Source organism: Bacteroides sp. 11BF (assembly GCF_019633765.1).
GTDB classification, from domain to species: Bacteria; Bacteroidota; Bacteroidia; order Bacteroidales; family Bacteroidaceae; genus Bacteroides; species Bacteroides hominis.
On record NZ_JAFKPJ010000002.1, the window covers coordinates 111,402 to 138,369 of the forward strand.

The 26,968-nt window shown below is 38.8% G+C and carries 24 protein-coding genes; 18 read left to right on the forward strand and 6 right to left on the reverse strand.

What is annotated here, in order from left to right; all coding sequences use genetic code 11:
• The 17 genes from JZY04_RS02255 to JZY04_RS02335 all read left to right on the forward strand — a co-directional run bounded on the left by JZY04_RS02255 (position 1) and on the right by JZY04_RS02335 (position 14,316).
• Positions 1 to 1,431 carry a lipopolysaccharide biosynthesis protein gene (locus JZY04_RS02255; protein WP_122142513.1) on the forward strand — a complete coding sequence of 477 codons (1,431 nt, stop codon included), beginning with the start codon at positions 1 to 3 and terminating at the stop codon, positions 1,429 to 1,431.
• Between the two features lie 20 nt (positions 1,432 to 1,451).
• The gene (locus JZY04_RS02260) at positions 1,452 to 2,393 is read left to right on the forward strand and encodes a glycosyltransferase family 92 protein (RefSeq protein ID WP_122142514.1); all 942 of its coding nucleotides are present in this window, start codon (positions 1,452 to 1,454) and stop codon (positions 2,391 to 2,393) included.
• A 2-nt stretch (positions 2,394 to 2,395) separates the two neighbouring features.
• Positions 2,396 to 2,809 carry an FdtA/QdtA family cupin domain-containing protein gene (locus JZY04_RS02265; RefSeq protein WP_122142515.1) on the forward strand — a complete coding sequence of 138 codons (414 nt, stop codon included), beginning with the start codon at positions 2,396 to 2,398 and terminating at the stop codon, positions 2,807 to 2,809.
• Positions 2,788 to 3,219: an FdtA/QdtA family cupin domain-containing protein gene (locus JZY04_RS02270; RefSeq protein ID WP_250707361.1), complete on the forward strand. Its 432-nt coding sequence runs from the start codon at positions 2,788 to 2,790 to the stop codon at positions 3,217 to 3,219. Before JZY04_RS02265 ends, JZY04_RS02270 begins: the two co-directional genes overlap by 22 nt.
• Positions 3,216 to 4,316: a DegT/DnrJ/EryC1/StrS aminotransferase family protein gene (locus JZY04_RS02275; protein WP_122130342.1), complete on the forward strand. Its 1,101-nt coding sequence runs from the start codon at positions 3,216 to 3,218 to the stop codon at positions 4,314 to 4,316. Before JZY04_RS02270 ends, JZY04_RS02275 begins: the two co-directional genes overlap by 4 nt.
• A complete protein-coding gene (locus JZY04_RS02280; protein ID WP_250707150.1) occupies positions 4,316 to 5,230 on the forward strand; it encodes a glycosyltransferase family 2 protein in 915 nt (304 codons plus the stop codon). The genes JZY04_RS02275 and JZY04_RS02280 overlap by 1 nt, the downstream gene beginning before the upstream one ends.
• 24 nt (positions 5,231 to 5,254) lie before the next feature.
• Positions 5,255 to 5,875 carry an acyltransferase gene (locus JZY04_RS02285; RefSeq protein ID WP_122130341.1) on the forward strand — a complete coding sequence of 207 codons (621 nt, stop codon included), beginning with the start codon at positions 5,255 to 5,257 and terminating at the stop codon, positions 5,873 to 5,875.
• 23 nt (positions 5,876 to 5,898) lie between these two features.
• Positions 5,899 to 6,996 carry a glycoside hydrolase family 99-like domain-containing protein gene (locus JZY04_RS02290; RefSeq protein ID WP_122142517.1) on the forward strand — a complete coding sequence of 366 codons (1,098 nt, stop codon included), beginning with the start codon at positions 5,899 to 5,901 and terminating at the stop codon, positions 6,994 to 6,996.
• 37 nt (positions 6,997 to 7,033) lie between these two features.
• Complete coding sequence (locus JZY04_RS02295) at positions 7,034 to 8,149, forward strand: hypothetical protein (protein WP_122142518.1); 1,116 nt, start codon at positions 7,034 to 7,036, stop codon at positions 8,147 to 8,149.
• On the forward strand, positions 8,139 to 8,867 hold the full coding sequence (locus JZY04_RS02300; RefSeq protein WP_220577400.1) for a glycosyltransferase family 32 protein: 729 nt from the start codon (positions 8,139 to 8,141) through the stop codon (positions 8,865 to 8,867). The genes JZY04_RS02295 and JZY04_RS02300 overlap by 11 nt, the downstream gene beginning before the upstream one ends.
• Positions 8,867 to 9,679, forward strand: a complete 813-nt coding sequence (locus tag JZY04_RS02305) for a glycosyltransferase (RefSeq protein ID WP_181996383.1) — start codon at positions 8,867 to 8,869, stop codon at positions 9,677 to 9,679. The genes JZY04_RS02300 and JZY04_RS02305 overlap by 1 nt, the downstream gene beginning before the upstream one ends.
• 24 nt (positions 9,680 to 9,703) lie before the next feature.
• The gene (rfbA, locus tag JZY04_RS02310; RefSeq protein ID WP_005808173.1) at positions 9,704 to 10,591 is read left to right on the forward strand and encodes a glucose-1-phosphate thymidylyltransferase RfbA; all 888 of its coding nucleotides are present in this window, start codon (positions 9,704 to 9,706) and stop codon (positions 10,589 to 10,591) included.
• Complete coding sequence (gene rfbC / locus JZY04_RS02315; protein ID WP_005808170.1) at positions 10,588 to 11,130, forward strand: dTDP-4-dehydrorhamnose 3,5-epimerase; 543 nt, start codon at positions 10,588 to 10,590, stop codon at positions 11,128 to 11,130. The genes rfbA and rfbC overlap by 4 nt, the downstream gene beginning before the upstream one ends.
• A complete protein-coding gene (locus tag JZY04_RS02320; protein WP_122142521.1) occupies positions 11,127 to 11,843 on the forward strand; it encodes a CpsB/CapC family capsule biosynthesis tyrosine phosphatase in 717 nt (238 codons plus the stop codon). The genes rfbC and JZY04_RS02320 overlap by 4 nt, the downstream gene beginning before the upstream one ends.
• Before the next feature lie 237 nt (positions 11,844 to 12,080).
• A complete protein-coding gene (locus JZY04_RS02325) occupies positions 12,081 to 12,404 on the forward strand; it encodes a type II toxin-antitoxin system RelE/ParE family toxin (protein ID WP_229080762.1) in 324 nt (107 codons plus the stop codon).
• A gap of 8 nt (positions 12,405 to 12,412) precedes the next feature.
• The gene (locus JZY04_RS02330; protein ID WP_032539559.1) at positions 12,413 to 13,519 is read left to right on the forward strand and encodes an ImmA/IrrE family metallo-endopeptidase; all 1,107 of its coding nucleotides are present in this window, start codon (positions 12,413 to 12,415) and stop codon (positions 13,517 to 13,519) included.
• Positions 13,520 to 13,875: 356 nt separating this feature from the next.
• The gene (locus JZY04_RS02335; protein WP_005781122.1) at positions 13,876 to 14,316 is read left to right on the forward strand and encodes a cold-shock protein; all 441 of its coding nucleotides are present in this window, start codon (positions 13,876 to 13,878) and stop codon (positions 14,314 to 14,316) included.
• A gap of 226 nt (positions 14,317 to 14,542) precedes the next feature.
• On the opposite strand, the gene JZY04_RS02340 is transcribed toward JZY04_RS02335, so the two are convergent.
• The 6 genes from JZY04_RS02340 to JZY04_RS02365 all read right to left on the reverse strand — a co-directional run bounded on the left by JZY04_RS02340 (position 14,543) and on the right by JZY04_RS02365 (position 25,231).
• Positions 14,543 to 15,442 (reverse strand): ChaN family lipoprotein, encoded by a 900-nt coding sequence (locus JZY04_RS02340; RefSeq protein ID WP_122142522.1) that lies wholly within the window; start codon positions 15,440 to 15,442, stop codon positions 14,543 to 14,545.
• Positions 15,423 to 18,287, reverse strand: coding sequence for a pitrilysin family protein (locus tag JZY04_RS02345; protein ID WP_122142523.1), 2,865 nt, complete (start codon positions 18,285 to 18,287; stop codon positions 15,423 to 15,425). Before JZY04_RS02345 ends, JZY04_RS02340 begins: the two co-directional genes overlap by 20 nt.
• Positions 18,274 to 19,476, reverse strand: a complete 1,203-nt coding sequence (locus tag JZY04_RS02350) for a DUF4929 domain-containing protein (RefSeq protein ID WP_122142524.1) — start codon at positions 19,474 to 19,476, stop codon at positions 18,274 to 18,276. The genes JZY04_RS02345 and JZY04_RS02350 overlap by 14 nt, the downstream gene beginning before the upstream one ends.
• A 17-nt stretch (positions 19,477 to 19,493) precedes the next feature.
• On the reverse strand, positions 19,494 to 20,942 hold the full coding sequence (locus JZY04_RS02355; RefSeq protein WP_122142525.1) for a RagB/SusD family nutrient uptake outer membrane protein: 1,449 nt from the start codon (positions 20,940 to 20,942) through the stop codon (positions 19,494 to 19,496).
• 13 nt (positions 20,943 to 20,955) lie between these two features.
• The gene (locus JZY04_RS02360) at positions 20,956 to 24,006 is read right to left on the reverse strand and encodes a SusC/RagA family TonB-linked outer membrane protein (RefSeq protein ID WP_122142526.1); all 3,051 of its coding nucleotides are present in this window, start codon (positions 24,004 to 24,006) and stop codon (positions 20,956 to 20,958) included.
• A 382-nt stretch (positions 24,007 to 24,388) separates the two neighbouring features.
• The gene (locus JZY04_RS02365; RefSeq protein ID WP_122142527.1) at positions 24,389 to 25,231 is read right to left on the reverse strand and encodes a hypothetical protein; all 843 of its coding nucleotides are present in this window, start codon (positions 25,229 to 25,231) and stop codon (positions 24,389 to 24,391) included.
• A gap of 154 nt (positions 25,232 to 25,385) precedes the next feature.
• Here JZY04_RS02365 and JZY04_RS02370 point away from each other — a divergent pair, with 154 nt between their 5' ends.
• Positions 25,386 to 26,831 carry a CCA tRNA nucleotidyltransferase gene (locus tag JZY04_RS02370; RefSeq protein ID WP_122142563.1) on the forward strand — a complete coding sequence of 482 codons (1,446 nt, stop codon included), beginning with the start codon at positions 25,386 to 25,388 and terminating at the stop codon, positions 26,829 to 26,831.
• Positions 26,832 to 26,968: the final 137 nt, after the last annotated feature.

Consider the following 26,968-nt stretch of genomic DNA (forward strand, 5'->3'; position numbering starts at 1 on the left):
ATGGAAGTAAAACATAATCGGCAATTTTGGGGAGTAATTTGGAGCCTTTTTGATAGACTGGGGGCACAATTTGTAACTTTTATTATTGGCATTGTTTTAGCACGTCTATTGACTCCGGCCGACTATGGGCTTGTTGGGATTATTGCAATATTTATTGCTGTTTCTAATGTCTTAATTGAAGGTGGTTTTTCTAACGCATTAATACGTAAATTAGACAGAACAGAATCTGATCTTTCAACAGCCTTCTATTTCAATGTAGTAGTTGGGATTTTTTTATATGTGCTACTTTTTTTCTTAGCTCCTTTTATAGCTACATATTTTGAGGATCCTTTGCTAATACCTTTATTAAGAATAATTGGTTTAAATGTTTTCTTTAATTCTTTATGTATTGTTCAGAATGCTATATTAACAGCGGAACTGAATATAAAGTTGCAGACTTTAATAAGTCTTTGCTCTCAAATACCTATGGGCATAATAGCTATTTACTTAGCTTACAAGGGATTTGGAGTATACGCATTAGCTATTCAATCAGTAGGATATACATTTATTAAAACAATTCTTTTTTGGTGTTTTGCTAGATGGAGGCCTATAACAGGTTTTAGTAAAGATTCATTTAATTATCTTTTGAGTTTTGGTTCTAAATTGGTAGGCGCTAATTTAATAGGAACTGTTTTTAATGAAATTTACTCTATTGTGATTGGGAAATGCATTGGTAAACAGGAGTTGGGATATTATACAAAGGCAAGAAGTTTAGCCAGTCAGCCGGATATGATTTGTGCTGGTGTCATTCAGAAGGTGACTATTCCTGTATTGGCCAATGTTCAAGACGATAAATATACTCTTTTATTAGTTTACAGAAAATATATAAAAATGATAATGTGTTTAATGGCTCCTCTTGCATCATTTTTAATTTTGGCTGCAAAACCAATTGTAATCTTTTTATGGACAGATAAATGGAGTGAATCTATCTTTTTATTTCAAATGTTGGTCTTTGCTGGGTTATGGTCTCCTGTATCTTACTTGAATTTATGTTTGCTGCAGGTCTTAAATCGTACTGGCTATATCTTAAAGTTGGAATTCATAAAGAAACCTATTAGTTTAATCATTATTTTAATTTCAGTTCAAGGTGGAATTATAGGAATTGTCGTAGGACAAATTTTAATTGCTGTTATTGCTGATACAATCAATATGAGTATTTCTAAGCAGCTTTTAGCTTATACTTATCGATTGCAGTTTTCTGATATTTTGAGATATATGTTCTTTGCGTTTGTAGCTGGATTGATAGGCTATTTTATTACTATTCTATTTTCAAATTTAGCTTTAATAATTTTATTTTCCTTTGTTGCTGTAAGTGTTGTATATACTTTGTTATTATATCTTTTTCGTGATCCAGTTGTGCAAGAAATTCGTACTGTATTAAAGAATATGTAAATAATTAATTGATTATTTTAATGAAACGAATATTAAAAAAACTTTATAACTTTTTTGTAACATGCTTTTATAATTTAGTCTTTCCATTTGTTCTTCAGTTGGTAAATAGCAACGTTTTTAGAACTAAAAAGTATACTATTTCTTTATGCGCTATTTTTAAAGATGAAGCTCCATTTTTAAAGGAATGGATTGAATTTCATAAAATAGTAGGAGTTGAACATTTTTATTTATATAATAATGATTCAAGTGATGATTTTAGAGAAGTTATTCAGCCATATATAGAGTTGGGAATCGTAACCATAATTGAATGGCCTTATCCACAAGCTCAAATGAAAGCTTACAAACATTTCTATGAGAACTTTAGAGATGAGACATCTTGGGTTTCCTTTTTGGATATAGATGAATTTTTTTGTCCTAAATATGCAGATACATTGGAAGAATGGTTAGAATCATATAAAAAATATCCTGTCGTTTTGATTTATTGGATGATGTTTGGTACGTCTGGAAAACTACAGCATGATTATGATTCGTTGGTTATTGAACAATATAATATTAGTTGGGATTATTTGTATCATGTTGGGAAATGTCTTATTAATACTAATTATGATATTGTGTCATTCGATAATGCCGCAGTCCATCATTCTCCATGGGTTAAAGTAACACTCGGTCCTATAAACTTTAAAATACCTCCAGTTAATCAATTTGGATATTTCGTTCCCAAGGATTTATTCTGGGGCCCTACGAAGGAATTGGAAAAATCTACGATACAAATTAATCATTATTGGAGTAAAGCTTGGAATATATATGATAATAAACGTAAGAAAAGTGATGTTTTCTTTAAAGAAAATCCTAAAAAAAAGCTGGATTATTTTTACTTTCATGAAAGGGAGAATCGGACGTCTAATAGAATGATATATAGATTTCTGATGAAATTAAAATTGTCTTTAAATGAAATAGATTAGATATGGGATGTGAAAGTGCTCGCATAATTCAATTACCTAAAATAGCTGATCCAAGAGGTAATTTATCTATTATAGAAGAGTTTAAACAGATACCTTTTAAGATACGGAGAGCATATTGGATATATGATGTTCCTGGCGGGGTTGAACGTGGAGGACATGCTTATAAAGAGAATGAAGAATTTATAGTAGCTTTATCAGGAAGCTTTGATGTGTGCTTGGACGATGGGATACATTCTTGTGTTTTTCACTTAAACCGTTCTTATTTAGGAGTTTTAGTACCCAAAGGTCTTTGGAGGGCTATGAGTAATTTTTCTACAAATTCTTTAGCACTTATACTTTCTTCGACTGATTATAATATTGATGATTATATAATGGATTATACTGATTTTAAACGATGGAGCATAGAAAGCAGATGATTACAGTTTTTGATTGCTCTCTTTATCATCTTCAAAAGAACATTGAGAAGGAGGGGAATCTTACATATGTCTATAATAATATTCATGTGCCATTTGATGTGAAACGGATTTTTTATTCTTATGATATTCCAGGTGGAGAGGCTCGTGGTGCTCATGCGCATATTAACTGTCATCAATTATTGGTCGCTGCAAGTGGAAGTTTTGAAGTGGTGTTGGATGATGGTATAAATAAGAGAACAGTGTTACTGAATCGTCCTTTTTATGGTTTACATATTCCTCCTGGTATTTGGGCAGAGGAACAGGGATTTTCCTCTGGCTCTATTTGTTTAGTGTTGGCTTCTCATGGATTTGAAGAGGCTGATTACATTAGAAGTTATGATGAGTTTTTAAATAATAAAAATATACTATGATTAAATTTTTGGATTTAAAAAAAATTACAGAAAAGAACTCGGACGAAATAATATCTGCAGTGAATGATGTAATTTATTCAGGTTGGTATTTACAAGGTAATATAGTTAGACGTTTTGAAGAGCATTATGCTTTATATATTGGCACAAATTATACGGTTGGCTGTGCTAATGGACTGGATGCACTTATTTTAATTTATCGCGCTTATATTGAATTGGGAATAATGAAAGAAGGAGATGAAGTAATCGTACCTGCTAATACATATATTGCCTCTATTTTAGCGATAACAGAAAATAAGTTAGTCCCTGTTTTGGTAGAACCAGATATTAACACATTGGAAATTGATGACTCTAAGATAGAAGAGTCTATTACGGACAAAACTAAATCTGTTCTATTAGTACATCTTTATGGACGTTGTGCTTATACTGATAAAATAGGAGAATTGTGTACTAAATATAATCTAAAGTTAGTAGAGGATAATGCTCAAGCACACGGTTGTAAATTTGGAGAAAGAAGAACTGGATCTTTGGGAGATGCGGCTGGACATAGTTTTTATCCGGGAAAAAACTTGGGAGCTTTAGGGGATGGAGGAGCTATTACAACATCAGATAAAGACTTGGCTGATGCTGTTAGAACTTTAGCGAATTATGGTTCTGTTAAGAAATATGTGTTTAAATATCGGGGACGTAACTCTAGGTTGGATGAAATCCAAGCGGCAGTTCTGGATGTGAAATTAAAATATCTGGACCTGGATAATGACTATCGTAAAAATATTGCTTGTTATTATATTGAGCATATAAAAAATGAACGAATACATTTTCCGTTTATTTTACCAACAGAATCTAATGTTTATCATTTATTTCCTATATTGTGTGAGGAACGCGATAAATTGCAAATGTATTTGAATAACAAAGGGGTACAGACCTTGATACATTATCCCATACCACCACATAAACAAGAATGCTATAATCAATGGAATAAATTAAATTTTCCTATAACTGATCAAATTCATAATGAAGAATTATCTCTGCCTATTAGTCCAGTTATGTCTTTGGATGAAGTAAAGCATGTGGTTGAATTATTGAATTATTTTAAATAATGATGAATGGGTTGTTGTTGTCAATATGCATCCCTACTAATGGTGCTTCGCAATGGGTACTACCTTGTTTGGATGCTATTTATTCTCAAGGCATAGATAAGTCTCTTTTTGAGGTCGTTATAACAGATAATGATATTGATAGTACATTGCTCAGTGATTTACGTCCTTATGAGTGTGATAATTTGAGATATGTGCAAACAAGAGATGAAGGCTTTCTTAATTTAGTTACTGCTTTAAAGTTAGGCAGAGGAGTATTCCGGAAAATGCTTAATCATCGTAGTATGATATTGCCAGGAACAATAGCAAGATGGCTTGCTATTATAAAAGAATATATGAATTCTAAACCAATTATTTATTTCTCAGATAATCAATTGGATGTGGGAACTATTTTGAAATGTTCTAATTTAGACTCTTTTATAAATAGATTGTCTTATTGGTCGAGTTGGAGTGCGGGAATCTCTATATGGGATATTGATGTAGGAGAAATAGATCGGTTAGAATTGAATGAGATGTTTCCTAATGTATCTTTATTATTTAATCTTAGGTCGGAAAGCCAATATATAATATGTGATGAAAAATATCAAAACATGCAAGATGAAAGAGGAAAGGGCGGGTATAACTTGTTTCAAATATTTGCTGTTGATTATTTAGATATATTAAATTCACTAAGAAGAGAGAAAAAAATTAAAAATAAAACATTTATAAAGGTAAAAATGGAATTACTGACCTTTTTATCTGCATGGTATTTTGAATTGATTGTTAAAAAGACATCAAAGTATAACTTTGAAGTTGTTGATAGAAGACAAAGTTTTAGTATATACTATTCTGTTGTCGATTATTATTTAATGTGTATTTATGCTTGGTTGTTGGTTCCATTTAGGAGATTGATTAAATATTTTTACAGAAAGTTTTAATATAGTGTGTTAGTGTGTGTACTTATGAAAGATAAAATTTATCCTTGTTTATTATTTATGGCCAAAATATCATTTGTTATTTTTCCATATCGATTTTCTCAGTTCTGTTGCTATTTACGAAATTTACTAGAGAGCTTAAGATTTGTTGTTTTAACAGGTTGTAAAGGGAAAGCTTTTATCGAAACCCCTTTCTCTATAAAGGGGCATAAATACATTAAGTTTAAAAGTTTTTTTTCTCGTCCGGGATTAAGAATTGAATGTTGGGATAATTATTTGGAACATAGTTTTAAACCCCAAATTATAATAGGTGAAAAGGTCTGTTTTAATTTCAGATGTCATATTGGTGCTATAAATGAGATAATTATTGGTGACAATGTACTTGTAGGGAGTAATGTTTTGATAACAGATCATGCTCATGGAAATACAACTATTGATGATTTATTAAAGGAGCCACAGCAAAGAAATTTATTTTCTAAAGGTCGCGTCGTTATTGAAAACGATGTTTGGATAGGAGAGAATGTTTGTATATTACCCAATGTTGTTATTGGGAGGGGAGCTGTAATAGCTGCAGGAAGTGTAGTTACTCATTCTATACCATCTTATAGTGTGGCTGCTGGTATTCCAGCTCGAGTTATAAAAATGTAAACTAATATATTGTGATTGAATTTATGAAAGCACGTGTAATAGCATTTTATTTACCTCAATTTCATCCAACTCCTAATAATGATGTTTGGTGGGGAAGAGGATTTACAGAATGGACAAATGTAGGTAAGGCAAAACCTTTATTTAAAGGACATTATCAGCCTAAAGTTCCTGCGGATTTAGGATATTATGATTTAAGATTGCCAGAGGTACGTGAGGCACAAGCTGAATTGGCAAAGAAAGCAGGTATCGAAGGGTTTTGTTATTATCATTATTGGTTTGGGGATGGAAGACAAGAGTTGGAGCTTCCTTTTAATGAGGTGCTTAAGTTAGGAAAACCAGATTTTCCGTTTTGCTTATGTTGGGCTAACGAATCATGGCATTCTAAATTTTGGAGTAAAAGTGGTAATTCTTTTTCTAAACAAATTTTAGTTGAACAAAAATATTTAGGAAAGGAAGATAATGAGAAACATTTTTATAAATTATTGCCGGCATTTAAGGATAAACGCTACTTAAAGATTGATGGAAAGCCTATTTTTATGATATATAGGCCTTTTGATTTTATCGGAATAAGAGAGTTTATTCAAGAGTGGCAAAGATTAGCGATAGAAAATGGATTAACAGGTATTTATTTTATAGGACAACTTGGACAAATTAAGAAGAATCCATCTCAAATTGATATTGATAGTGCTTTGTCATTCGGTTTAGATGGAATTAATATAGTTAGATTATGGAGTGCTAGTTATAGAAGGAATTTTTGTGTAAAAGTATATGAAAAAATTATATCTCTTGTAACTGGAGTTCCTAGAGGTGTTTTATATAAAAATGTTTATCATAGTTTTGTGGGAGAAGAAGAATATCAAACTAATATTTATCCAACGTTAATTCCTAATTGGGATCATACACCCCGTAGTGGAAATGCGGGCTACGTATTATTTAATTCATCTCCTAAATTGTTTCAAAAGCATGTTGAAGAAGTACTTGAGCGAGTAGAATGTAAGCCAATAGAAGACAGAATTGTGTTTTTGAAATCATGGAATGAGTGGGGAGAAGGTAATTATATGGAACCAGATTTGAGGTATGGTTTGGAATATATTCATGCATTAAGAAATGCTATTCTTTGATATATTGTAATACTACTGTATAAAGATATCATACGAAATGCTTTTTTTTATCTTTTTATTTATTATTTTTTTGGCTTTTCTTTCGATAAAACGATATAAGACTTTTTTTAATCCTTTTACTTTATCTCTTCAGTACCCATTACTTTTTTTGACTATACCACAGATTATTTTAGTTATATTGGGAGATGGAGAAGATTCATTACTTTCAGATGTTGTTATATTACTTTATATTCTGTTTTTATATTTAGGTACTTTCTTTAAAATTCCATATTTAAAGATTTATTCTTTTAAAAATACTAAGATTATAGTTTTTTGTTCTTTTGTTTTGGCTGTGGTAATATTTATTCCTTTATTACCTATGCTTTTAAAATATGGTATATCATTTAGGGGGTTAAGGGAATTTTATGAGGAAGTAGTTTTTTCTGCTTATGCATCTTTTTATGAAGTATTTAAAACATTATTATTAATCTTGATAATTATTCTTTTTGTGTGGAAACGTAAAATAACTATAGTGCTTATTTGTTTGATTTTTATTTTATTCTTTTCGGGGAGTAAAATGGCTATACTTAGCACTATGATTATTTTGGTGACAATGTACGAAGAATATAAGAGAGTAAACTATAAGGTATTGTTTATTTCTTTTATTTTGGTATTTGTTCTTTTGCTATTTTATCATTTCTCTCAAACATTACAAAATCAAAATAAAAATATTTTTGACACCGCTCTTTCTTATTTTGATGTTTATAGACAACAGACTATGGCTTTAGAACTATTTGTTTCTGGGAAAATGGATTATTATTATGGAGAAATAGCATTAAGTTCGTGGTATAAAGTTATTCCTAGATTCATATGGGAGTCAAAACCGAAAGATTTTGGTTTTGCACTATTAAATTATGCTATTTATCCAGAGTTTTCAAGTGATGGGTATATGCCTTCATTTGGGTTAGCATATTCATTTGCTGATTTTGGTTTTGCGTCTATAATCTTTTCTGGTTTTTTTGCTGGAATGTTAAAAAATTACTTTTATAGAATGTTCTATAATTCAAAAAAAGATGTTGTGCCTTTTTTATTATATATTTTAGATTTTAATATAGTTCTCTGCACTCTTTTTGTATTTTATTATATAATTTCTTTTATTAAACATGATACCTAAGATTATTCATTATTGTTGGTTGAGTGGTGATCCATTTCCTGATTTAATAAATAAGTGTATTAATTCTTGGCATAACATTTTGTCCGATTATGANAATTCTTGGCATAACATTTTGTCCGATTATGAATTTATATTATGGGATACAAGGCAGATTGATGTTAATTCTAATTTGTGGTTAAAGCAAGCTTATGAAAATAAGAAGTATGCTTTTGCCGCAGATTATATCCGCTTTTTTGCTTTGTATCATTATGGAGGGATATATTTAGATGCTGATGTTGAGGTGCTTAAAGATTTTAAATCGCTTTTGATTGAAAAGCAATTTTTGGGAGAAGAAGCTAGTGGAGACATTGAAGCTGCTGTTATTGGAGCTGAAAAAGGTGCAGATTGGGTGAAAGCTTGTTTAGATTACTATGCAAATCGTCCTTTTGTGAAAGAAGATGGTTCGTTTGATACTAAGCCTGTGCCTTTATTACTAAATAGAATTATTCAAGAAAAGGCATTTGATATTAAACCATATTATTATTTTTCACCTAAAGATTATAATATTGGCAAGATAGATATAAGTGATAGTACCTTTTGTATTCATCATTTTGATGGAAAGTGGATAAAACGGGGGCTGAAGTATTCTCTTAAAAGAAATATGCACAAAATTTTATACTATGCTTTTGGGCGAAAGGGACATAACTGTTTGGTACGTGCTATAAGAAAATTGAAATGATGAAGTTCTCTGTATTACTTTCTGTATATTATAAAGAAAATCCTGTTTTTTTGAAGCAGAGTTTGGATAGTATTTTGAACCAAAGTAGATTACCTGATGAGTTAGTCTTAGTAAAGGACGGTCAATTATCTATTGATTTAGATAGAATGATTGATTCTTATGTGAGAAAATATACTGGTTTGTTTAAAATTTTAGCTTTGTCTGAGAATCAGGGTTTAGGTAAGGCTTTAGATGTCGGATTGAAGTATTGTACTTTTGATGTTGTTGCTCGCATGGATACTGATGACATTGCAACTCCAAACAGATTTGAAAGGCAAATTACTGTATTTGAAAAGTATCCGGAATTGGATGTAGTTGGTGCTTGGATTAGCGAATTTGAAAATGTTTCTTCAAATGTTGTTTCTATAAGAAAACTTCCGGAATATCATAATGAAATATATCTTTATGCAAAGAAACGATGTCCTATTAATCATCCAGTTGTGATGTTTAAAAAGGATGCAGTATTTGCTGCGGGCGGATATAGGCATTTTCCATTATTTGAAGATTATTATCTTTGGGTTAGGATGTTGATGAATGGCGCGAAGTTTTATAATGTTCAAGAGAGTCTTCTAGCATTTAGGTTTTCAAGTGAGATGTTTAAGCGACGTGGAGGTTTAAAATATGCAATTAGCGAATTGAATTTACAAAGAGAGTTTGCAAGAATGGGGTTTATTAATTGTTACGAATTATTTCGAAATGTAACAATAAGGTTTGTATCTCGTTTGATTCCAAATAAGGTTCGGGAATTTGTCTATTTGAAATTACTTAGATAATATTGTGGAAATGATAGTAACTTTATGAAAGGCATTGTTTTAGCCGGTGGTTCCGGTACTCGTCTGTACCCCATCACCAAAGGAGTTAGTAAACAGCTTCTTCCTATTTTTGATAAACCGATGATTTATTATCCGGTTTCGGTGTTGATGCTTGCCGGTATCCGTGAAATCTTGATTATATCTACTCCGGATGATCTTCCTGCTTTCCGACGTTTACTGGGAGATGGTTCTGATTACGGAATACGTTTAGAGTATGCGGAACAACCTTCTCCGGATGGTTTGGCTCAGGCATTCATTATTGGTGAGGAATTCATTGGGAGTGATTCGGTCTGTTTGGTGCTTGGAGATAATATCTTCTATGGGCAGAGTTTTACCCGTATGCTGAATGAAGCTGTACGCATGGCAGAAGTGGAACAGAAGGCAACGGTGTTCGGTTATTGGGTAAGTGATCCGGAACGTTATGGAGTGGCTGAATTTGACAAAGAAGGAAATGTCTTGAGTCTGGAAGAGAAGCCTGAAGAACCGAAGTCTAATTATGCAGTGGTAGGGCTTTATTTCTATCCGAATAAGGTGGTGGAAGTAGCAAAAAAAATAGAGCCCTCTGCACGCGGAGAATTGGAGATAACGACAGTGAATCAGGAATTTCTCAAAGATCAGGAACTGAAAGTTCAGTTGTTAGGTCGTGGTTTTGCCTGGTTGGATACCGGTACGCATGATTCTTTAAGTGAAGCATCTACTTTTATTGAAGTGATAGAAAAGCGTCAGGGATTGAAAGTAGCTTGTTTGGAAGGAATTGCTTTGAGGCAAGGTTGGATCAGTGCCGATAAGATGCGTGAATTGGCAAAGCCGATGCTGAAGAACCAGTACGGACAGTATTTGTTGAAAGTGATACAGGAACTTGGTTTGAAATGAATGTAATAAAGACTGCTATCGATGGGGTTGTTATCCTTGAGCCCCGTATTTTTAAAGATGACCGGGGATATTTCTTTGAATCTTTTAATCAGAGGGAGTTTGAGGAAAAAGTATGCAAGACTACGTTTGTCCAGGATAATGAAAGTAAATCGAGTTATGGTGTACTTCGTGGTTTACATTTTCAACAGGCCCCTTTTGCTCAGAGTAAATTGGTGCGTGTAGTGAAAGGAGCGGTATTGGATGTAGCTGTTGATATCCGTAAAGGATCTCCTACATTTGGACAACATGTGGCAGTAGAGTTGACGGAGGATAATCATCGTCAATTTTTCATTCCCCGTGGGTTGGCACATGGATTCAGTGTATTGAGTGAGGCAGTTGTTTTTCAGTATAAGTGTGATAATTTTTATGCTCCGCATAGTGAGGGTGCCATTGCTTGGGATGATCCGGATTTAGGTATTGACTGGCGTATTCCGGCAGATCGTGTGATTCTCTCGGAGAAGGACAGCAGGCATCCTCGGTTGAAAGATTTAAATTTATGATTCTCTCTTCTTTGGTACATACCGATTTTCAGCCTTATTTACTACTTAATACGGATGCATGGGCTTTACCTGGGGATAAGGCGTTGGAATTGTTGGTTTATCTTGAACAGCAAGGTGTCAGGCAGATCTACTGTGTACCTCCGGTAAAGGTGGAAAATGAAGGGAATGCCTCTTCTTTTCTGAAAGATGCCTTTCAATATTTACAGCAGCAATACTCCGGTAATATCTCTCTGCGTTTGTCGGCAAGATATCGTTTGGATGAAGGATTTCCGGCTTTGTTGGAGAAAGGAGATTTGTTGGCGATAGGAGGGGGGAAGGAGTTGCTGGTAGATGTGTCTCCTTTACAACAGCCGGAAGGACTCAGTGAGATGATTCATGCCATCTGCCGGTCGGGTTATATCCCTGTTCTGATGCAACCGGAACGTTCACTTTATTGGGGAACGGAAGACTATCTGCACTTGCGGGAATCGGGATGCAGGCTGATGCTGAATCTATATTCCTTGTTCGGTTACAATGGTGACGGAGCGTTGAATTACAGCCGTATGTTGTTGAAAAAGGAGTGGTATACATATCTCTGTTCGGGCAGGGAGGATACAAAGGTGATGCGATACAGTGAATCGTTTTCGATGGAGGAGGATGACGATTTGGCGATGAAATTGCAGGAGATAGAAAGAAGCAGCAGACTGTTGTGGTCTGTTACGGGAAACGGGTAACGGCGGTTATTCGTGTTTTAGGCGGCAGCCGGGATTACCGTAACAGGTGATTCCGGCTGTTTTTATATAATATCTTTGAGCCTCTTGAGAAATCAGTAAATAAAAAAACAGATTGGATTTATATATATTTAAATAACATATGGTGTATATTAAAATATTATATATATCTTTGCGTGTGATTTCAATTAACACAAAATGTAACTTAAATATAAAACAAAAAGCGTGGAAATAGCGTTCTTGGATAAAGACCTCAGAAAACAAGCAGAAGACTATCGTAAATGCCGGAAAGAACAGGGAGAAATAAGAGCGAAACTCTTCTTTAAAAGGATTGGGGATTTATCCGCTGCTGAAACTCTTGAGGATGTTCGAAATCTGCCCGGGCATTATCACGAATTGACTGGTGACCGGAAAGGGCAATGGGCATGTGATTTGGACCAACCTTATCGTCTTGTCTTTGAACCTCTTGAGAAACCAATACCCACTGATAAAGATGGAAAATATATTTGGGTACAAATTAAAGGAATAGAAATTGTACAAATAAGTAATTATCACGGAAAATAATAATGGATATGGCAACAACAATCAATAATTACACCCCTTCAGTTGTATTTCATCCAGGTGAAACATTGGCTGATAAATTAGAAGAGATGGGCATGGGCGTCAAAGAGTTTGCTGTTCGCACGTCTAAACCGGAGAAGACTATTATCGCTGTCATTAAGGGCGATAGTGCCATTACCTCTGATATGTCTGTGGCATTCGAAACTGTTACGAAAATTCCGGCACATTTTTGGATGAATAAGCAACGTGCTTATGACGAATATATTGCCCGGCAGAAAAGAGAACTATTAATTCAAAATTCCGCAGAGTGGGCAATGTTGTTCCCTATTGCGGATATGGTTAAAAAAGGCTGGCTGGCTCCTTGTAAAACAGTCCGTGAAAAGGTTTTTCAATTATTTTCTTTTTTTGGAGTTAGTACTTCTCGGGCTTGGGAAGATTATTACTTTAATCAGCAATTAAAAGTTGCTTTTCGAATTTCTTTAGCCAAAACAAAAGAACCTTACGCAATTTCGGCCTGGCTTAGACAAGGTGAACTGCAAGCTGCCAATTTGGAACAAGACGTTGTATATTCAGAGAAATCTCTTAAAGAACTTATACCTCAAATGAAGACTCTTATAGCTACTCATCCACAAGATTTTGCTATTCGTTTGCAGACACTTTGCTTACAAGCAGGTATAAAGCTTATATATACTCCCTGTTTGCCTAAAGCTCCTATCAATGGGGCTACTCGTTGGTTGAATGATACTCCTTGTATTCAACTTTCCGGGCGTCATAAACGTAATGATATATTTTGGTTTTCATTTTTCCATGAAGTGGGTCATATTTTGCTGCATGGTAAGAAAGATATTTTCTTAGAAAATATAGACTATACGGATAAACAATTAGAAAAAGAACATGAGGCTGATACTTTTGCATCGAAAATACTCCTTTCTCCCTCTGAAGAAGCAGAGATTATAAAATCCGGAGATTACACTCTTCAATCTATCCGTTACTTCGCTGAGAAGTTCTGTACTCACCCTGCCATAATAGTAGGAAGGCTGCAACATCTAAAGGTAATACCTTATTGGCAGGATCAGGAACTGATAGAGAAGGTCGATTTGGATAGTGCCGTTAAGTGATTGCGCTATCTGGCAATTCCGGTCCCATCACGATTGGGACCGGAGAATTAGGAATAACCGAATAAAATGTGTATATTTGCAGTTACTAACATTGGGTTTATACTGAAATCTTCTTTGTGCGTGATTGTTTTCCGCTTCATTCTGCGGCTTATGGCATTCCCCAATCGACATCATTATTTGCTGCTTTGTTCAGGATAAAAGCATCGCGCCTATGTGCTGCTGGCATTCGGCGTAGCGTATGATCTGGATATAATGATGAAATCGTTTGTTTATTGGTGTGTGTGACATAAAACTGTCTATCCGGCAATCAACATGTAAAAGAACAGGCGGTATTGATTCAGACATAAAATTATTGAATGGTAAAAAAAATAACAACAAGTAAACGTGACCGGGAGAAGCTAAAGGAGCAGAAACGTAAGGAGAAGCAACAACGTAAAGAGGAACGCCAAAGCAGCGGTCCAAGTTCTTTTGAGGATATGATTGCTTATGTGGACCAGTTCGGTGTTTTGCATTCAGTGCCGCAGGAACGGATTGAGGAAGAAGTCGATGCATCTCATATCGAGGTTTCTGTACCCAAACAAGAGAATGTGGAAGTGGCTCCTCACATGGGGCGTATCGAGTATTTTAATGCTGCGAAAGGCTATGGTTTTGTGAAAGATACGGATAATGGCGAAAAGTATTTCTTCCATATCTCTTCTGCCCCTGCAACAATTGCTGAAGGTGATAGAGTGACATTTGAAATAGAGCGCGGTATGCGTGGAATGAACGCTGTACGAATATCAGTAGTGACTGAATAGCAGGAACTTTCCGTAGCTTTATTCCCAGGCCCTAATCGTACCTTGATATTGAATTTTGCTTGAAATGAACGCTTTATAAGAATTTTGTTTGAACTTAGGTTATACAAAAAATGAAATACCAAAGCGATGATCCTCTTCTCCGGTATCGATATAGTGATTTTAAAAAACGATATTGATGCCGAAGAAGAGGCAGATATTTTATCCGGGGGGACGAAGGCTTCGGTAGTTAGTAACTGTTTACCATGTCTTCGGGTACGCAGATGTAAAAGTCTGCCAAGCCTTTATGATCGTCATCCAGTTTCCGGATGGATTCTTGACGTACCGAGGTTACCGTCACTATACTTGTATTGGGGCGGTAACGGAGCAGATAAGGGATGATGCCTCCCTGTCGGTTGGAATGATAACTGCCGTTGATATGCAGGAATTTATTTTTGATATTACGGGCTATGAACCATCCCATTGTAGCATCTTTTATGGCTTGTGCCTGTGCCAACTTCCGATTGTCGCCGGCACGGCGTCCTCCCATCATGTTCATCATACTGAAAGCTGCTGCGCTTTGGGCTTCATCATATTCGAAATCGATCGGTAAAGGAGCTATATATCGTTTGGCTTCCTCGGATAACGAGTCGAGTGCTTCGAACCCTTTATTTTTTACAATGTTGGCGTAGCGTCTCGGGATATTGGTTGCAATGAACGGAATGTGATGTTCTTTGGCAAAGAAAACAACCGGATAATAGTCAGTCCGGTAATTATCCCATAGACGGGCTTCGGCCTCAAAGCGGTCGTAAGAGATCTTTTGCTGCATGTATTCGTCAAAAATCAGTTGATTGTCACTTTCGAACATTTCGGCTCCCAGCATCAGTTGATCTTTATGAATGTTATAGATGGAACGGGTTATTTCGAATTCCAGCCAATGGGTGATGGGGCAGTTGTGCAGCTCCCCGAGGAAGATAACATCATAGCCGGAGAGTCGTTTGATTAATTCTCCGTAGCTGATTTGTTTTCCTGTGTTGTCGAACAGGGTATAAGCCGGTTTGTCCTTATCATCCTGAGAGAAGGCTGACTGCTGAAGGAAACAGCACAGACAGAGCAGGCATAAAATCTGTTTAATGGTTTGAAGTATCATTTTTCAGTTTGTTTTTGCTTAAATATAAAAGGATATAGTTCTCGGTATCCAGATAGCGACGGAATGCTTCGCGGAGCATGGCGGGAGTGATGCTGTCGAGACATTGTTCGTAGTGATCGAAGTCGCTGATGGTTTCACCGTTTTTTAGTAAACCGACCAGGGCGGTTCGCCAGGCAGAAGGTGATTCTTCGTTTAACGCTTCGCGTTTGGCTATCAGAAATGAACGTTTAAGGGTATTCAGTTCTTCATTATCCACTTCTTGCTGTTTTAATTGGTGGAGAATCTCTTTCAGCAGCTGTTCTATTTGAGGCATGTTATCGTTATCGGCGGATGCATTGATGTCAAAGTAGAAAGTTCCTTGTGGGATGCCTTCGTACATTAATGAAATGTAAGGAGAGTAGACAAGGGATTTTTGTTCTCTGAGGACGGAGATCAGACGGTTGCGAATAAGGTCACGCATCAATTTTAAAGTGAGTGTGTTTTTTAATCCCGGTTGATAGTGGCCGAGGAGAAGATAGTCGAACAGTGTCTGAGTGTCATTGTCATTGGGAAAGCCTTCTATATGCTTTCTGACGGGAAGATTGAAATGCGGATAAGAAAATCGGGACAAATGTGACGAAACGGGAATACGTCCGAAAACGGAGACAAATTGTTGCATGAGAGTGTCCGCATTGAAATTGCCGCAAATGACATAAGTGGTTCCTTGGGGATTCGTATAGAGTTTTTTATAAAAAGCTGCGATGGAATCCAGATTCAGACTTTTGATCTGTTCGGACGAAAGCTTCTGGGAAGAACGGGCGAAACCGGTTCCGGTCAACTCGTCCATACGGGCGGATAATAACCGGTCGGGACTTCGTCGCAGCATTTTCTCCAATATCGTTTCTTTGTCTTGATTTTCTAAAAGATCCTGGCGTATTTCCTCAAATTCGTCATATTTTAATTCGGGATCGAATATCTTTTCATAAATCAGATTGAATAGCTCGGGAGCATTTGCAGTGGGAGACATGCCTATGAAGCCATGCCAGTGATTCTCGACTGCCATGGAAAGTGAGATTTCTTTCCGGAAGAGGTAATCGGACAAAACTTGTCCATCTACTTTTGCGATATTTCCCATATCTATGTATCCGGCAAATCCCTCTAATAAAGGATACTCTTCGTCGGATAGGGAAGAAGTGCCGAAAGGTGCAAAAGAGGTGATCAGTAGGCTGGAATCTGCCTCGAGGGTAGGTTTGAGGACTAACCGTATGCCGTTCTTCAGTTCTACTTCACGAATCCTGTTTTGCGGATATTCTGTTTGTCGTAATATAGATGCGGAATCAAAAGGAAAACGGGCTGCCAGACATGGAGGAGTTTCAATGTCGATCTCTTCTTGTTTTTCAGGACGGAAATAAAGAAAGGGAGTGCATTCGACTTGCTCGCCTTGGGCCCATGCCGACGCTATTTCGGTTTCCGATAACGGGGCTCCCAGTCCCGGATGGGTTGAACAGGCTACTAATAGAGTTTCTTCGCGGTAAGACATCCACTCCTTGAGCAGTGCTTGCAAAGATTGGCCGGAGACACGGGACATGGCTTCTTTGAGTTGCTGCTGTTGGGATGGATCGGTCAGATAGCGGTCTCCCGATATGACGTAATCGGCGAAATCGTCACACCACATGGAGGAAGGACGCGACGGGGAACCGGTGGGCGATTTCATCCGGTGGCAAAAATTGTTTTTAATATCTTGTAATTCGTCCTCTTGCCATCCGTTGCGTATCAGATCATTCAACAGAGATACGGTTGCGGAAATAGATGTAAGTATTTCTTTTCTGTTTTCTCCTTCCACTGTCAGAACAAAGTGGTTCTTGTCACTTAAATACCATTGGTCTGTAACATCGGTTTTTAGTTTCCGGGCACGGAATCGTGAAGAAATGGCGCTGACGAGCAGGCGTCCTTTCTCCTTTGTTATAGCGTCTTCCATGGTGCGCTCTACTGTGCAAGGGTGTGGAATCATTAATTCGACTTTTGTACGGGTTTGCAGCGAGTCTCGTATGGAGGCCAGATGGATTCCCTGGGTGTACTCTAACGGGTAGGTCCGGAAGTCATTGCCCGGACGTCCGGGCAGGGATTTGAAACGTTCTTTGATTTTAGATTCGATCTCCAGGGGAGATATGTCGCCTACAATGACCAATGTTGCCAAAGAGGGTACATACCATTTGCGATAATAATTTTTGAGCACTTGCGGGGTGACCTTGCGGATATCGTCTGTTGTGCCCAAAGGCATACGGTGACTGAATATGCCTTGTCCGATTTTGAGCGGATAGAAATCGTCTTCCGGATCGAATCCGCGTAGTTCTTCAAGAATGATTCCTTTTTCATTCTCTACTTTTTCCGGATCTATAGTGACACCGTCCAACCAATCGCATAGGATTAGTAATGAACGATCGAGAACTTCGTCTTTGGCATGATCGGTGGGAACTGCGAACATATAGATTGTACGGTCGAAACCGGTGAAAGCGTTGATATCTTGTCCGTACTTCATTCCTAAGGACTCGAGGTACTCTACTAAAGAGCGTTTAGGAAAATGGCGGGTACCGCCGAAAGTTACGTGTTCGAGGAAATGGGCACAGCCTTTCTCTTGCTCCGTTTCTTGTACGGAACCTACCCGCATGATTAGCCTGAACTCTACTCTGGATGCCGGAGAAGCATTGTGCAGGATAAGATAGTGCAGTCCGTTGGGAAGGCGTCCCTCTACCGTTCCGGGCGGAAGAAGGATTGGACTGGACTGTGGGCAGGCTATACATGGGAGCATAGCAGCTATGAATATAGCTGCTATGTATAAATATCTGTTTTTATTATTTCTTTTCATAAACTACGGTTATGCGTGTGTATCCTCCGGCGTTGACATGGCTCAGGAGAAATTGATAAGTCATTTTATCTGTGGCAAAGTCTATGTTTCCGGTGGATTTGATAAAGTTTTCGGGGGTGTCATAGTTGTCGGAATTGACAAGATCGTAGCAGTTGAGGTAGTAAGCCGGATCTGCGGAAGCTCCCTGGTCATTGATCTCTTTAATTTCTGCGTTTCCACTTTCCAGGAGCTTGTTTTGACGGTCTAAAGCACTGAATTGGTAGGTAAATGGAACGATGGTAATAGGAGCTCCATAATAGTTTTTTCCCGGACCCAGATATTCCAGCCGGGTTGAAGTGGAAGTGATGTCTTTGAGTCTGATTGCATCCAATGATACGGCAAATGTCTCTTTACTTTCTTTATTCCAGTTGAGTAGTTTCATCAGTTTTTGCGGTTCCGGCTGCTGAGTCCAGAATTCCGGATCTGCTACGGTCTCGGAACGAAGTACAAAGTATAAATATTCGGTCAGTCCGAATGGATTGTCTGTCATCTTTAATACCGGCATGTCTTCTGTGGCCTGCTCACTGAGAGTGATGACGGTCTTGCCATCATATTCTTTCGTAAATGCTGCTGCAAAGGGTTGGAGATACCCATCTGCAGGGCTTTGTACAGTGGTATGGCAAGAGAGGACTCCGAGCCATTTATTCAGGTCAATGCCGTATTTGGTCTTATAACCTTTGATTAACGCTTTTTGCTGAGGGGACAATTCCGGAATTTTAGGGTTGGGCTTGACACGTACCTGCAATGTTTCGTTTAACATTAAATTATCGGTAGGGAATTGAGAAATTCCGACCTGAAAGTATGTATCCTCGGTTAATAAATTCTTTTGGTTGGAAACTACTTCGAATGTTGCAGAACGTTTTCCGGCTTTAATCGTGACGGGATTGTTCTCTAATTTTAGAACTCCGTTTTTATCATCGGGCAATTCAAAGTTGAGTACGAGGTCCTGTTCACAGGTCAATGTTAAATCTACATTTACTGTTAATGGAATGTTTTCGGACTCGGTAATAACCGGGGTTTCGGCAGACAGGTAGATTTTGTTGATTCCTGTATATTTATTTTCTTCTCTATCGTCTTTGCATGACGTGAAGGCAGGCAGTAGGCAGATGCCTACTGCGTAGATAAACAGCTTTTTCATTATAGTTTTCATTTAGTTTAGTATTTTATTTATTTTTCGACTTTAGTCCATCCTGCATTTTGCGATATATTTTCATTATATAGATATTCGCCTTTCGGAATGGGGAAAAGCCAACGGTAGTCGTCTGATTTGATTGATTTACTTTTCATTGCGGCAGAGAGATTCCAATCGGAAAGCAAACTTTTCCGATAGCGCTTTAAATCAAAGTAACGTTCACCTTCACCGGCAAATTCTTTCCACTTTTCCTGAAGGATAGCTTTCAATAGGGGAGCGCCGGAAAGTGATGTGTCAAGCAATGGAGCTTCACGTTGGGCCAGGTAGTTGTTTATCACTTCCAGAGCCAATGCATCGTGACCTTTCTGGTCTTGACAATAGGCTTCGGCAAGAATAAAGCAGATGCCGGATACACGAAGTTTGTTGATATATTGTATAGGTTTATAATTCCAGTTCTGTTTGTTGTATTTTCCCAGATATAGTACCGGTAAGGTCTCGCCGATGCTTTCACCAGGCATTTCTTGGGGATAGACCGTTGCTTCGTAACGGATGTCATTGGCAGCATATAATTGGGTGAGTGTGGAGTTGATCGTGAAGTAGTCGCCTTTCTTCCTTTCGTAATTCATATCGGTATAATATGAATTGGTGGTATGCAGAGAAAAAATACATTCATCGCATGGTTCTTGTTCCCATAGTTTTTTATAATGTACGGGGGCCAGGACATCGTATGCATTGGTTGAAGACAGGATTTTTAAAGCATATTCTTCGGCTTTATCGTAATTTTCGGCATAGAGTTCTAAAGCTGCCAATAGATAATAAGCACTTTGCCGGGAAAACCAGTAGACCTGTGAAGGTCGGTTGTCTACAGTAACTGCTTCGGTCAGTAATTGGCGGATAGCATTCACACATTCACTGATGCTCGAGCGTTTTAGAAAGGCAAGTTCGAACCGCTCCTTTAAGATGATTCCGTCTTTTTCGGGACCTTCCGGATAGGTGGGGGCAAAAAGTCTGAGCAGATTGAAGTAACAATATGCTTTTAACGTTTTCGCTTCGCTAACGATGCATTGCAACTCTTGCTTGTCACTGTCTGATATAGGGGATACATAATGGACGCGCTCCAGTACCGTATTGGCTATGGCTATGGCTGAGTAGTATTTTTCCCACAGAGAGTTCGATAAGTCCTCCATCGGTTTAGGATGCCATTTATATAGGTTATTCAGGTCGGCATTCAAGTTTATTAAAAAAGTAGGCTGGAAGTCGTCGCTCAATACGGATAAACTGAATTCCGGCTTGGGAATTGCATCATAGGCCGATGCCAATAGTTCGCGTGCGGCAGTTACTGTGGTAATGGCATCCGGATCTGAATACTGATTCTCGTAGGGGATATTGAGCGAACAGGCTGTACAACTGAGTATCAATATGCAACAGATTTGTACTTTGCGTATTGAGCGTTGGAAATTATTTATTATTGGGGTCAGGTTCATATATTACTTGTATTTAGAAAGTCAAACTAAGATTGATGGTTAATACGGGTTGCATAGCTCCGGCCAATGAACCTGTTTCGGGATCGGACTCTTTATAAGGAGTAATCATAAAAAGGTTGGATGCCTGAAAGGCGATATTGGCATATTTTATGAAATGACAGTTTTTCTCCAGAAAGGTGTGTGGAACCCGGTAGCGTAGCGACAACATGGCCAATTTCAGATAATCGCTTTTCCCGACGGTTTCTGTATTGGGCTGTTGGAGTGAAGCATTGGCAGGAGATATGTAAAATGGAGAATGGTATATTTTTCCTTCATCTCCTCGGTGGAACCACATGTTTTCTAATTGCTTTTGAATGGCATTCTTATTGGCACTGTCGGCTGAACGGACATAAGAATAATTGTAGGGTTTAATGCCGCCGAACACATAGTAAAAGTCCATATCCAAATCGAAATTCCGATAGGAGAAATTCAGGTTGAATGTACCGCTGTAGGGAGGAGTGCTATGCCCCAAAACGATGAAGTTTTCTCTGGCCGGATTTTGTGTCGGGGAAATCTCACTTCCATCGGCTCCTTGAAATACCGGAAGACCGGTGATAGGGTTTATGCCTAATGACTTCAGTCCATAAAGCATGTTATAGGCTTTTCCGACTTCATAGTCGGGAGTCAGGGCGGTTTCGCTGGTGTATAAACGGTCGGTATAGTACAGGCTGATTACCTTATTACGGTTGTAGGCCAGTGAACCGCGTAAAGATACACGCCAGTCCGGTGTATCGAGCACTTTTATTGCGGCGTTCAGTTCATAGCCTTCATTGCGTAATACACCGATGTTACGTTTCATGGTATTGAAACCGTTGGAAAGGGGGATGGGGACGTCCAGCAGTGCATCACTCGTTTCGCGGCGGTAGAGATTGAGACCTAATGTCAGCCGTTTGAAGAATTCGATGGATAGACTGAAGTCTGTTGTGGAAGTCTGTTCCGGTTTCAGATCGGTATTATAAAATCCGAGTAACTGTAGCAGACGGGCATTTCCGTAATAATTGGTGGAGTAGCTGAAGGTGCCGATTGTGGCGGAGGCAGATACTCCGGATAGGTTTGCCATACGTCCATGGGAACCTTTCAGGTTCAGGAGAGTGATGACCTTATTATTTTTCAGGAAAGGGTATCGGCTGAGGGTCCACCCCAAGCCTACGGCCCATGCTGCATTCCAGCGCTTGTCTGGAGGGAGAACGGAAGAAGCGTCGGCTTTGTAAGTAGCAAAAAGGTCATAGGTGGAATCGAAACTGTAGCCCATGACTACCCCGAATCCTAACTGAGCCGTTTTGTCCAGAAGCGAACTGGCTGTTGGCTTCCGGGCTCCGGTGATGGAGTGGTTGATTGCGTTTAGTGACATTTGTGTCCCCACTCCGTATCCGGTGGCAGATATGTTATCTGTCTGGGTCAGGTAGTAGTCCATGTTCCCACCGATTGTCAGGTCGTGTCTTCCGGCGAATGTCTTGTTGTAAGTGATACGTATATTGGAGGAAATATTGGTCGTTGTATTTTTTTCTTTTGTTAATTTTCCACGTTCGGCTATCGCGATTCCCATTTCCCGCTCTGCTATAGACGTGGAAGGAACAAGCGTAAGGGCTTCGTTCAGAAGGAAATCGATACCGGTCACTGCATCTATCTCCAAACCTTTGAATGGTCTTAAGTTGAAACTTCCGCTTACTCCGCCACGTTTATCGGTAGATTTACTATGGTATTGGCTCATCAAATCATTTAATGTGTATTCGGATGATTTTTCGGAGTAGGAGATTAATTTACCGGTTTTGGTTTCATAAGGGTTAAGTTGATAAACCAGATCTGTAGGGGAATGGGTACTGCCGTTGGGAGTATCGGTTGCCGAATAACCTGCATCGGTGCTTAAGGAAAAATATCCCCAGTTTCCCAGTTTCTGATCGAGGCTCATACGGGCGGTGAAACGTTGAGTGTCATTACCCGGTACTCGTCCTCCCTGCTTGGCATAATTGGTGGATATATAATAAGATGTCTTATCTGTTCCTCCTTTTATGCTAAGGTTATGGCGCTGGTAGATGCTGCGATGTATCAGTTCATCAAACCAGTCGGTATGGATATTCTTTAATGAATCGAGTACTTGTCGTCCTTCTGCAATCAACTCGTCGAGGTTGGGGGCGGTAGCATAATATTTCCGATAGTAATCTTCACTGTATCTATATCCCGGAGTCGATATATTCTGTAAACGTCTTTCCAATTCTAATTTTTCTTCGCTATCCATCATTTTGACTCCTCTGCGTCCACGGGTGGTGATACCTATATTGAAACTGTAACTGGTGGTTAACCTTCCGTCGGGATTGCCACGCTGGGACGTGATTTCTATTACACCATTGGCTGCTTTTATGCCGTATAAAGCACAGGCTACGGCGTCTTTCAGAACCTTTATTTCTTGAATGTCGGCCGGGTTAAGAGTCATGAAGGCATCGGATGATATTACTTTGCCGTCCATAACGTAAAGAGGTTCGTTGGCCATATCTCCTTTACGGAAAGATGAATTTCCGCGAATACGAATTTCCGGTTTGGAGCCCAGGTCGCCGGTATTGGTAATAATCAGGCCGGGTACGGCTCCTTGTAGGGCGAGGGACATATCGATCATGGGCTTACTGTTGAGACGTTCTACGTCGACTCGTTGTACAACGCCGGATTTGGCACGAATATCCAATTCGTTGATATTCTGCCGGGCAACGATGACCACTTCATCCAGTGCTTTGGGATCTTCTTGCATGGCTGCATCTTGTACCTTCTGACCGGTGTATTTCACACGTATCTCTTTCATTCCTATGAAAGAGAAAAGAATTAGATCGTTTTCTTTCCATTTGCCACGTAACAGATAATGCCCGTCGGTATCTGTTACTGTGCCGAATTGGGTACCTTTAATGCGGATAGTGGCACCGGGAAGCGGTTCGTTTTGATGATCCGTAACTGTTCCTGTCAGTACAATATCTCTTTGCTGAGCATAAGTAGTAAAGGTGGAAAGGATGATAAAAATAGAAATGATTACTGCTTTCATATTAGCGTTCTATCATATGTACTCAAATGTTTCGGGGGACAAAGATAGATACAATGAATAGTCTGTGTAATCGCTACACATAATGAACTTGTTCCTGAAAATACCTAAAAATTGCTATCTTTATTTTAATTTGAACTCCGTATTATTGGGGAAATTCATGGGATGAAGAGTGGGGGCATGGAGAGGTATCCGATAATGGATACCGACAGGATAGCGGAGAATAATCGGGAAGACGTTTTCGGAGGGAATGAAAATAGAGAGATCAGGAAGAGTTCACCACAGATTGACAGATAGAACAAATAAATACGATAGCCTGTGAACCGTATTTCTGTGTGATCCGTTAATCTGTGGTGAAACAGACTTTTGAGGCACTTTGTTATCTTTATTTTTCCGCTGCTTCTTCTTTTGCCTTTTGTTCCATCTTTCTTTTCACAAATTCTATTTTCAGGTTGGCTTCTTCTTTCTCCTGTTGAATTTGACGAATGGCTGAAAGGAGTTTGGACAGTTCGTAAGTGCCGACGAGTGCTTCTCGGTCGGACGGAGTCATGGTCGTTGTGAATTTACGTTCACCGATATATTCTATACGGATATTCTTTTTATCGCGGTTCATGTAGAGGAAACTGAGGACGTTGCCGTCTTCTCCCATTTTGTAGTCGGCTTTTTCGATTTTTTCTCCCAGATCGGTAGTCTCGTAGCTGTCGTTGGACGCAGGGGTTTCAGCGAAACTTCCGTCTGGTGCTATCACTTTGACTGCTACGTGGTGGATATTGCTTGGGCCGCAATAGATGGATGTCAGTGTCATTACTCCCTGTTCGTTCACCTGGAAGCGGAGGAAGGAACGATGCAGGTTTTTCTCTACGGTTTGGGTAGGCCAAAAGTAGTTACCGATTTTTTGATATTCTTCGTTTTTCTCAAAAGTATATTTATTCTTGATAGCTTCGAACTCTTGCTGTTTGACTTGTAGCATGCTATCCAGATATATAAGGCTTTCTTGCTGTTCTTTCAGTTCTACCTGTTGCATCAGTTTGATACCTTCTTTACGGGTATCGAATGCCTTTGGATACAGAATTTTAATACTGTCGATCTGCAACTTGGCTTCGTTGTAGTCGTTGCGTTCAAAAGCTGCGCGGGCAGCTGCAAGCTTTTCACCCGCTTTCTTCTCGATGTTGTCACCACAAGCAGTCAGCAGTGACAATGTACATGCCAGGACAATCAGTTTTTTCATTTTGTTGTTCTTTACCTTAGAAAGGGCAAAAATACAAATTTAGACTGAAGAGTGGAAAGTGAAGAGCGAAAAGTTGTACCTTTGCGGCCTAATTAACTGTAAGGTGGTAGTCTGTTACTAACACCTTCAATCACTGTAAAAAAGAAAAATGAAGATGATAGAGTTGACTCAGGAGGAATTGAAGCAGCATTTCAGTGAACCCATTTTCGGACAGATCTCGGAGACAGCCGATATGTTGGGATTGGAATGTTATGTGGTGGGCGGATATGTCCGCGACATTTTTCTGCAGCGTCCCTCTAAAGATATAGATGTTGTTGTGGTGGGGAGTGGCATTGCTATGGCCGAGGCGTTGGGTAAACGTCTGGGACGGGGTGCGCATGTTTCTGTTTTTAAGAATTTCGGCACGGCACAAGTGAAATATCACGGAACGGAGGTGGAATTTGTAGGAGCACGGAAGGAATCGTATCAGCGGGATTCACGCAAGCCGATTGTGGAGGATGGAACGTTGGAAGACGATCAGAACCGCCGGGATTTTACGATCAATGCTCTGGCTATCTGCCTGAATAAGGAGCGGTTTGGGGAACTGGTCGATCCGTTTGGAGGCATGAATGATTTGAAGGAAAAGGTCATTCGTACTCCTCTCGATCCGGACATAACGTTCAGTGACGACCCCTTGCGCATGATGCGCTGTATCCGTTTTGCTACCCAACTGAATTTTTACATAGATGACGATACATTTGAGTCTCTTTGCCGTAACCGGGAACGGATTGAGATTATTTCACGTGAGCGCATTGCGGACGAGCTGAATAAAATAATGCTTTCACCTATCCCTTCCAAAGGTTTTATCGATTTGGACAGGAGTGGGTTGTTGGCGTTGATTTTTCCGGAATTAGTGGCTTTACAAGGGGTGGAGACCCGGAACGGGCGTGCCCATAAGGATAATTTTTATCATACGCTGGAAGTGCTCGACAATATCAGCAAGGTGACAGATAATCTTTGGTTACGTTGGGCTGCCTTGTTACATGATATCGCCAAACCGGTGACTAAACGCTGGGAACCGAAGGCGGGGTGGACTTTTCATAATCATAATTTCATAGGCGAAAAGATGATTCCGAATATCTTTAGGAGGATGAAGTTGCCGATGAACGAGAAAATGAAGTATGTGCAAAAGATGGTAAGCCTGCATATGCGCCCCATCGTGATAGCGGATGATGTGGTGACGGATTCGGCCGTGCGTCGTCTGCTTTTTGAAGCCGGAGATGACATAGACGACCTGATGACACTTTGTGAGGCGGATATTACTTCAAAGAATACGGAACGTAAACAGCGCTTTCTAAATAATTTCCAGCTGGTTCGCCGGAAGTTGAAAGATTTGGAAGAGAAAGACCGTGTCCGTAACTTTCAGCCGCCTGTGAGTGGGGAAGAGATTATGGAGGTGTTTAATCTGGGACCCTGCAAGGAAGTGGGGTCGTTAAAAAGTGCTATAAAAGATGCTATTTTGGACGGAGTGATTCCCAATGAATACGAGGCTGCTTATTCATTTATGCTTCAAAAAGCTAAGAAAATGGGATTGAATCCCGTACGAAACGTGGATAAATAAATGCAATAAGTTTTTGTCTTTTTCGATTTCCGACTAATCACGTAAGGAAAGGGAATATATGCTATAGAGCAGGTTTGTAACGGAAAACCGTTACAAACCTGCTCTTTTTCTACAGTCTTTCTGTCTATTCTTTTTTC

Coding starts and splice junctions, on each gene's coding strand:
- rfbA (WP_005808173.1), top strand. CDS start 9,704: ATGAAAGGCATTGTTTTAGCCGGTGGTTCCGGTACTCGTCTGTACCCC.
- JZY04_RS02255 (WP_122142513.1), top strand. CDS start 1: ATGGAAGTAAAACATAATCGGCAATTTTGGGGAGTAATTTGGAGCCTT.
- JZY04_RS02280 (WP_250707150.1), top strand. CDS start 4,316: ATGATGAATGGGTTGTTGTTGTCAATATGCATCCCTACTAATGGTGCT.
- JZY04_RS02285 (WP_122130341.1), top strand. CDS start 5,255: ATGAAAGATAAAATTTATCCTTGTTTATTATTTATGGCCAAAATATCA.
- JZY04_RS02365 (WP_122142527.1), bottom strand. CDS start 25,231: ATGAAAAAACTGATTGTCCTGGCATGTACATTGTCACTGCTGACTGCT.
- JZY04_RS02360 (WP_122142526.1), bottom strand. CDS start 24,006: ATGAAAGCAGTAATCATTTCTATTTTTATCATCCTTTCCACCTTTACT.
- JZY04_RS02330 (WP_032539559.1), top strand. CDS start 12,413: ATGGCAACAACAATCAATAATTACACCCCTTCAGTTGTATTTCATCCA.
- JZY04_RS02290 (WP_122142517.1), top strand. CDS start 5,899: ATGAAAGCACGTGTAATAGCATTTTATTTACCTCAATTTCATCCAACT.
- JZY04_RS02270 (WP_250707361.1), top strand. CDS start 2,788: ATGGAGCATAGAAAGCAGATGATTACAGTTTTTGATTGCTCTCTTTAT.
- JZY04_RS02260 (WP_122142514.1), top strand. CDS start 1,452: ATGAAACGAATATTAAAAAAACTTTATAACTTTTTTGTAACATGCTTT.
- JZY04_RS02345 (WP_122142523.1), bottom strand. CDS start 18,287: ATGAAAAGAAATAATAAAAACAGATATTTATACATAGCAGCTATATTC.
- JZY04_RS02275 (WP_122130342.1), top strand. CDS start 3,216: ATGATTAAATTTTTGGATTTAAAAAAAATTACAGAAAAGAACTCGGAC.
- JZY04_RS02340 (WP_122142522.1), bottom strand. CDS start 15,442: ATGATACTTCAAACCATTAAACAGATTTTATGCCTGCTCTGTCTGTGC.
- JZY04_RS02350 (WP_122142524.1), bottom strand. CDS start 19,476: ATGAAAACTATAATGAAAAAGCTGTTTATCTACGCAGTAGGCATCTGC.
- JZY04_RS02265 (WP_122142515.1), top strand. CDS start 2,396: ATGGGATGTGAAAGTGCTCGCATAATTCAATTACCTAAAATAGCTGAT.
- JZY04_RS02295 (WP_122142518.1), top strand. CDS start 7,034: ATGCTTTTTTTTATCTTTTTATTTATTATTTTTTTGGCTTTTCTTTCG.
- JZY04_RS02320 (WP_122142521.1), top strand. CDS start 11,127: ATGATTCTCTCTTCTTTGGTACATACCGATTTTCAGCCTTATTTACTA.
- JZY04_RS02370 (WP_122142563.1), top strand. CDS start 25,386: ATGATAGAGTTGACTCAGGAGGAATTGAAGCAGCATTTCAGTGAACCC.
- JZY04_RS02305 (WP_181996383.1), top strand. CDS start 8,867: ATGAAGTTCTCTGTATTACTTTCTGTATATTATAAAGAAAATCCTGTT.
- JZY04_RS02355 (WP_122142525.1), bottom strand. CDS start 20,942: ATGAACCTGACCCCAATAATAAATAATTTCCAACGCTCAATACGCAAA.
- rfbC (WP_005808170.1), top strand. CDS start 10,588: ATGAATGTAATAAAGACTGCTATCGATGGGGTTGTTATCCTTGAGCCC.
- JZY04_RS02335 (WP_005781122.1), top strand. CDS start 13,876: ATGGTAAAAAAAATAACAACAAGTAAACGTGACCGGGAGAAGCTAAAG.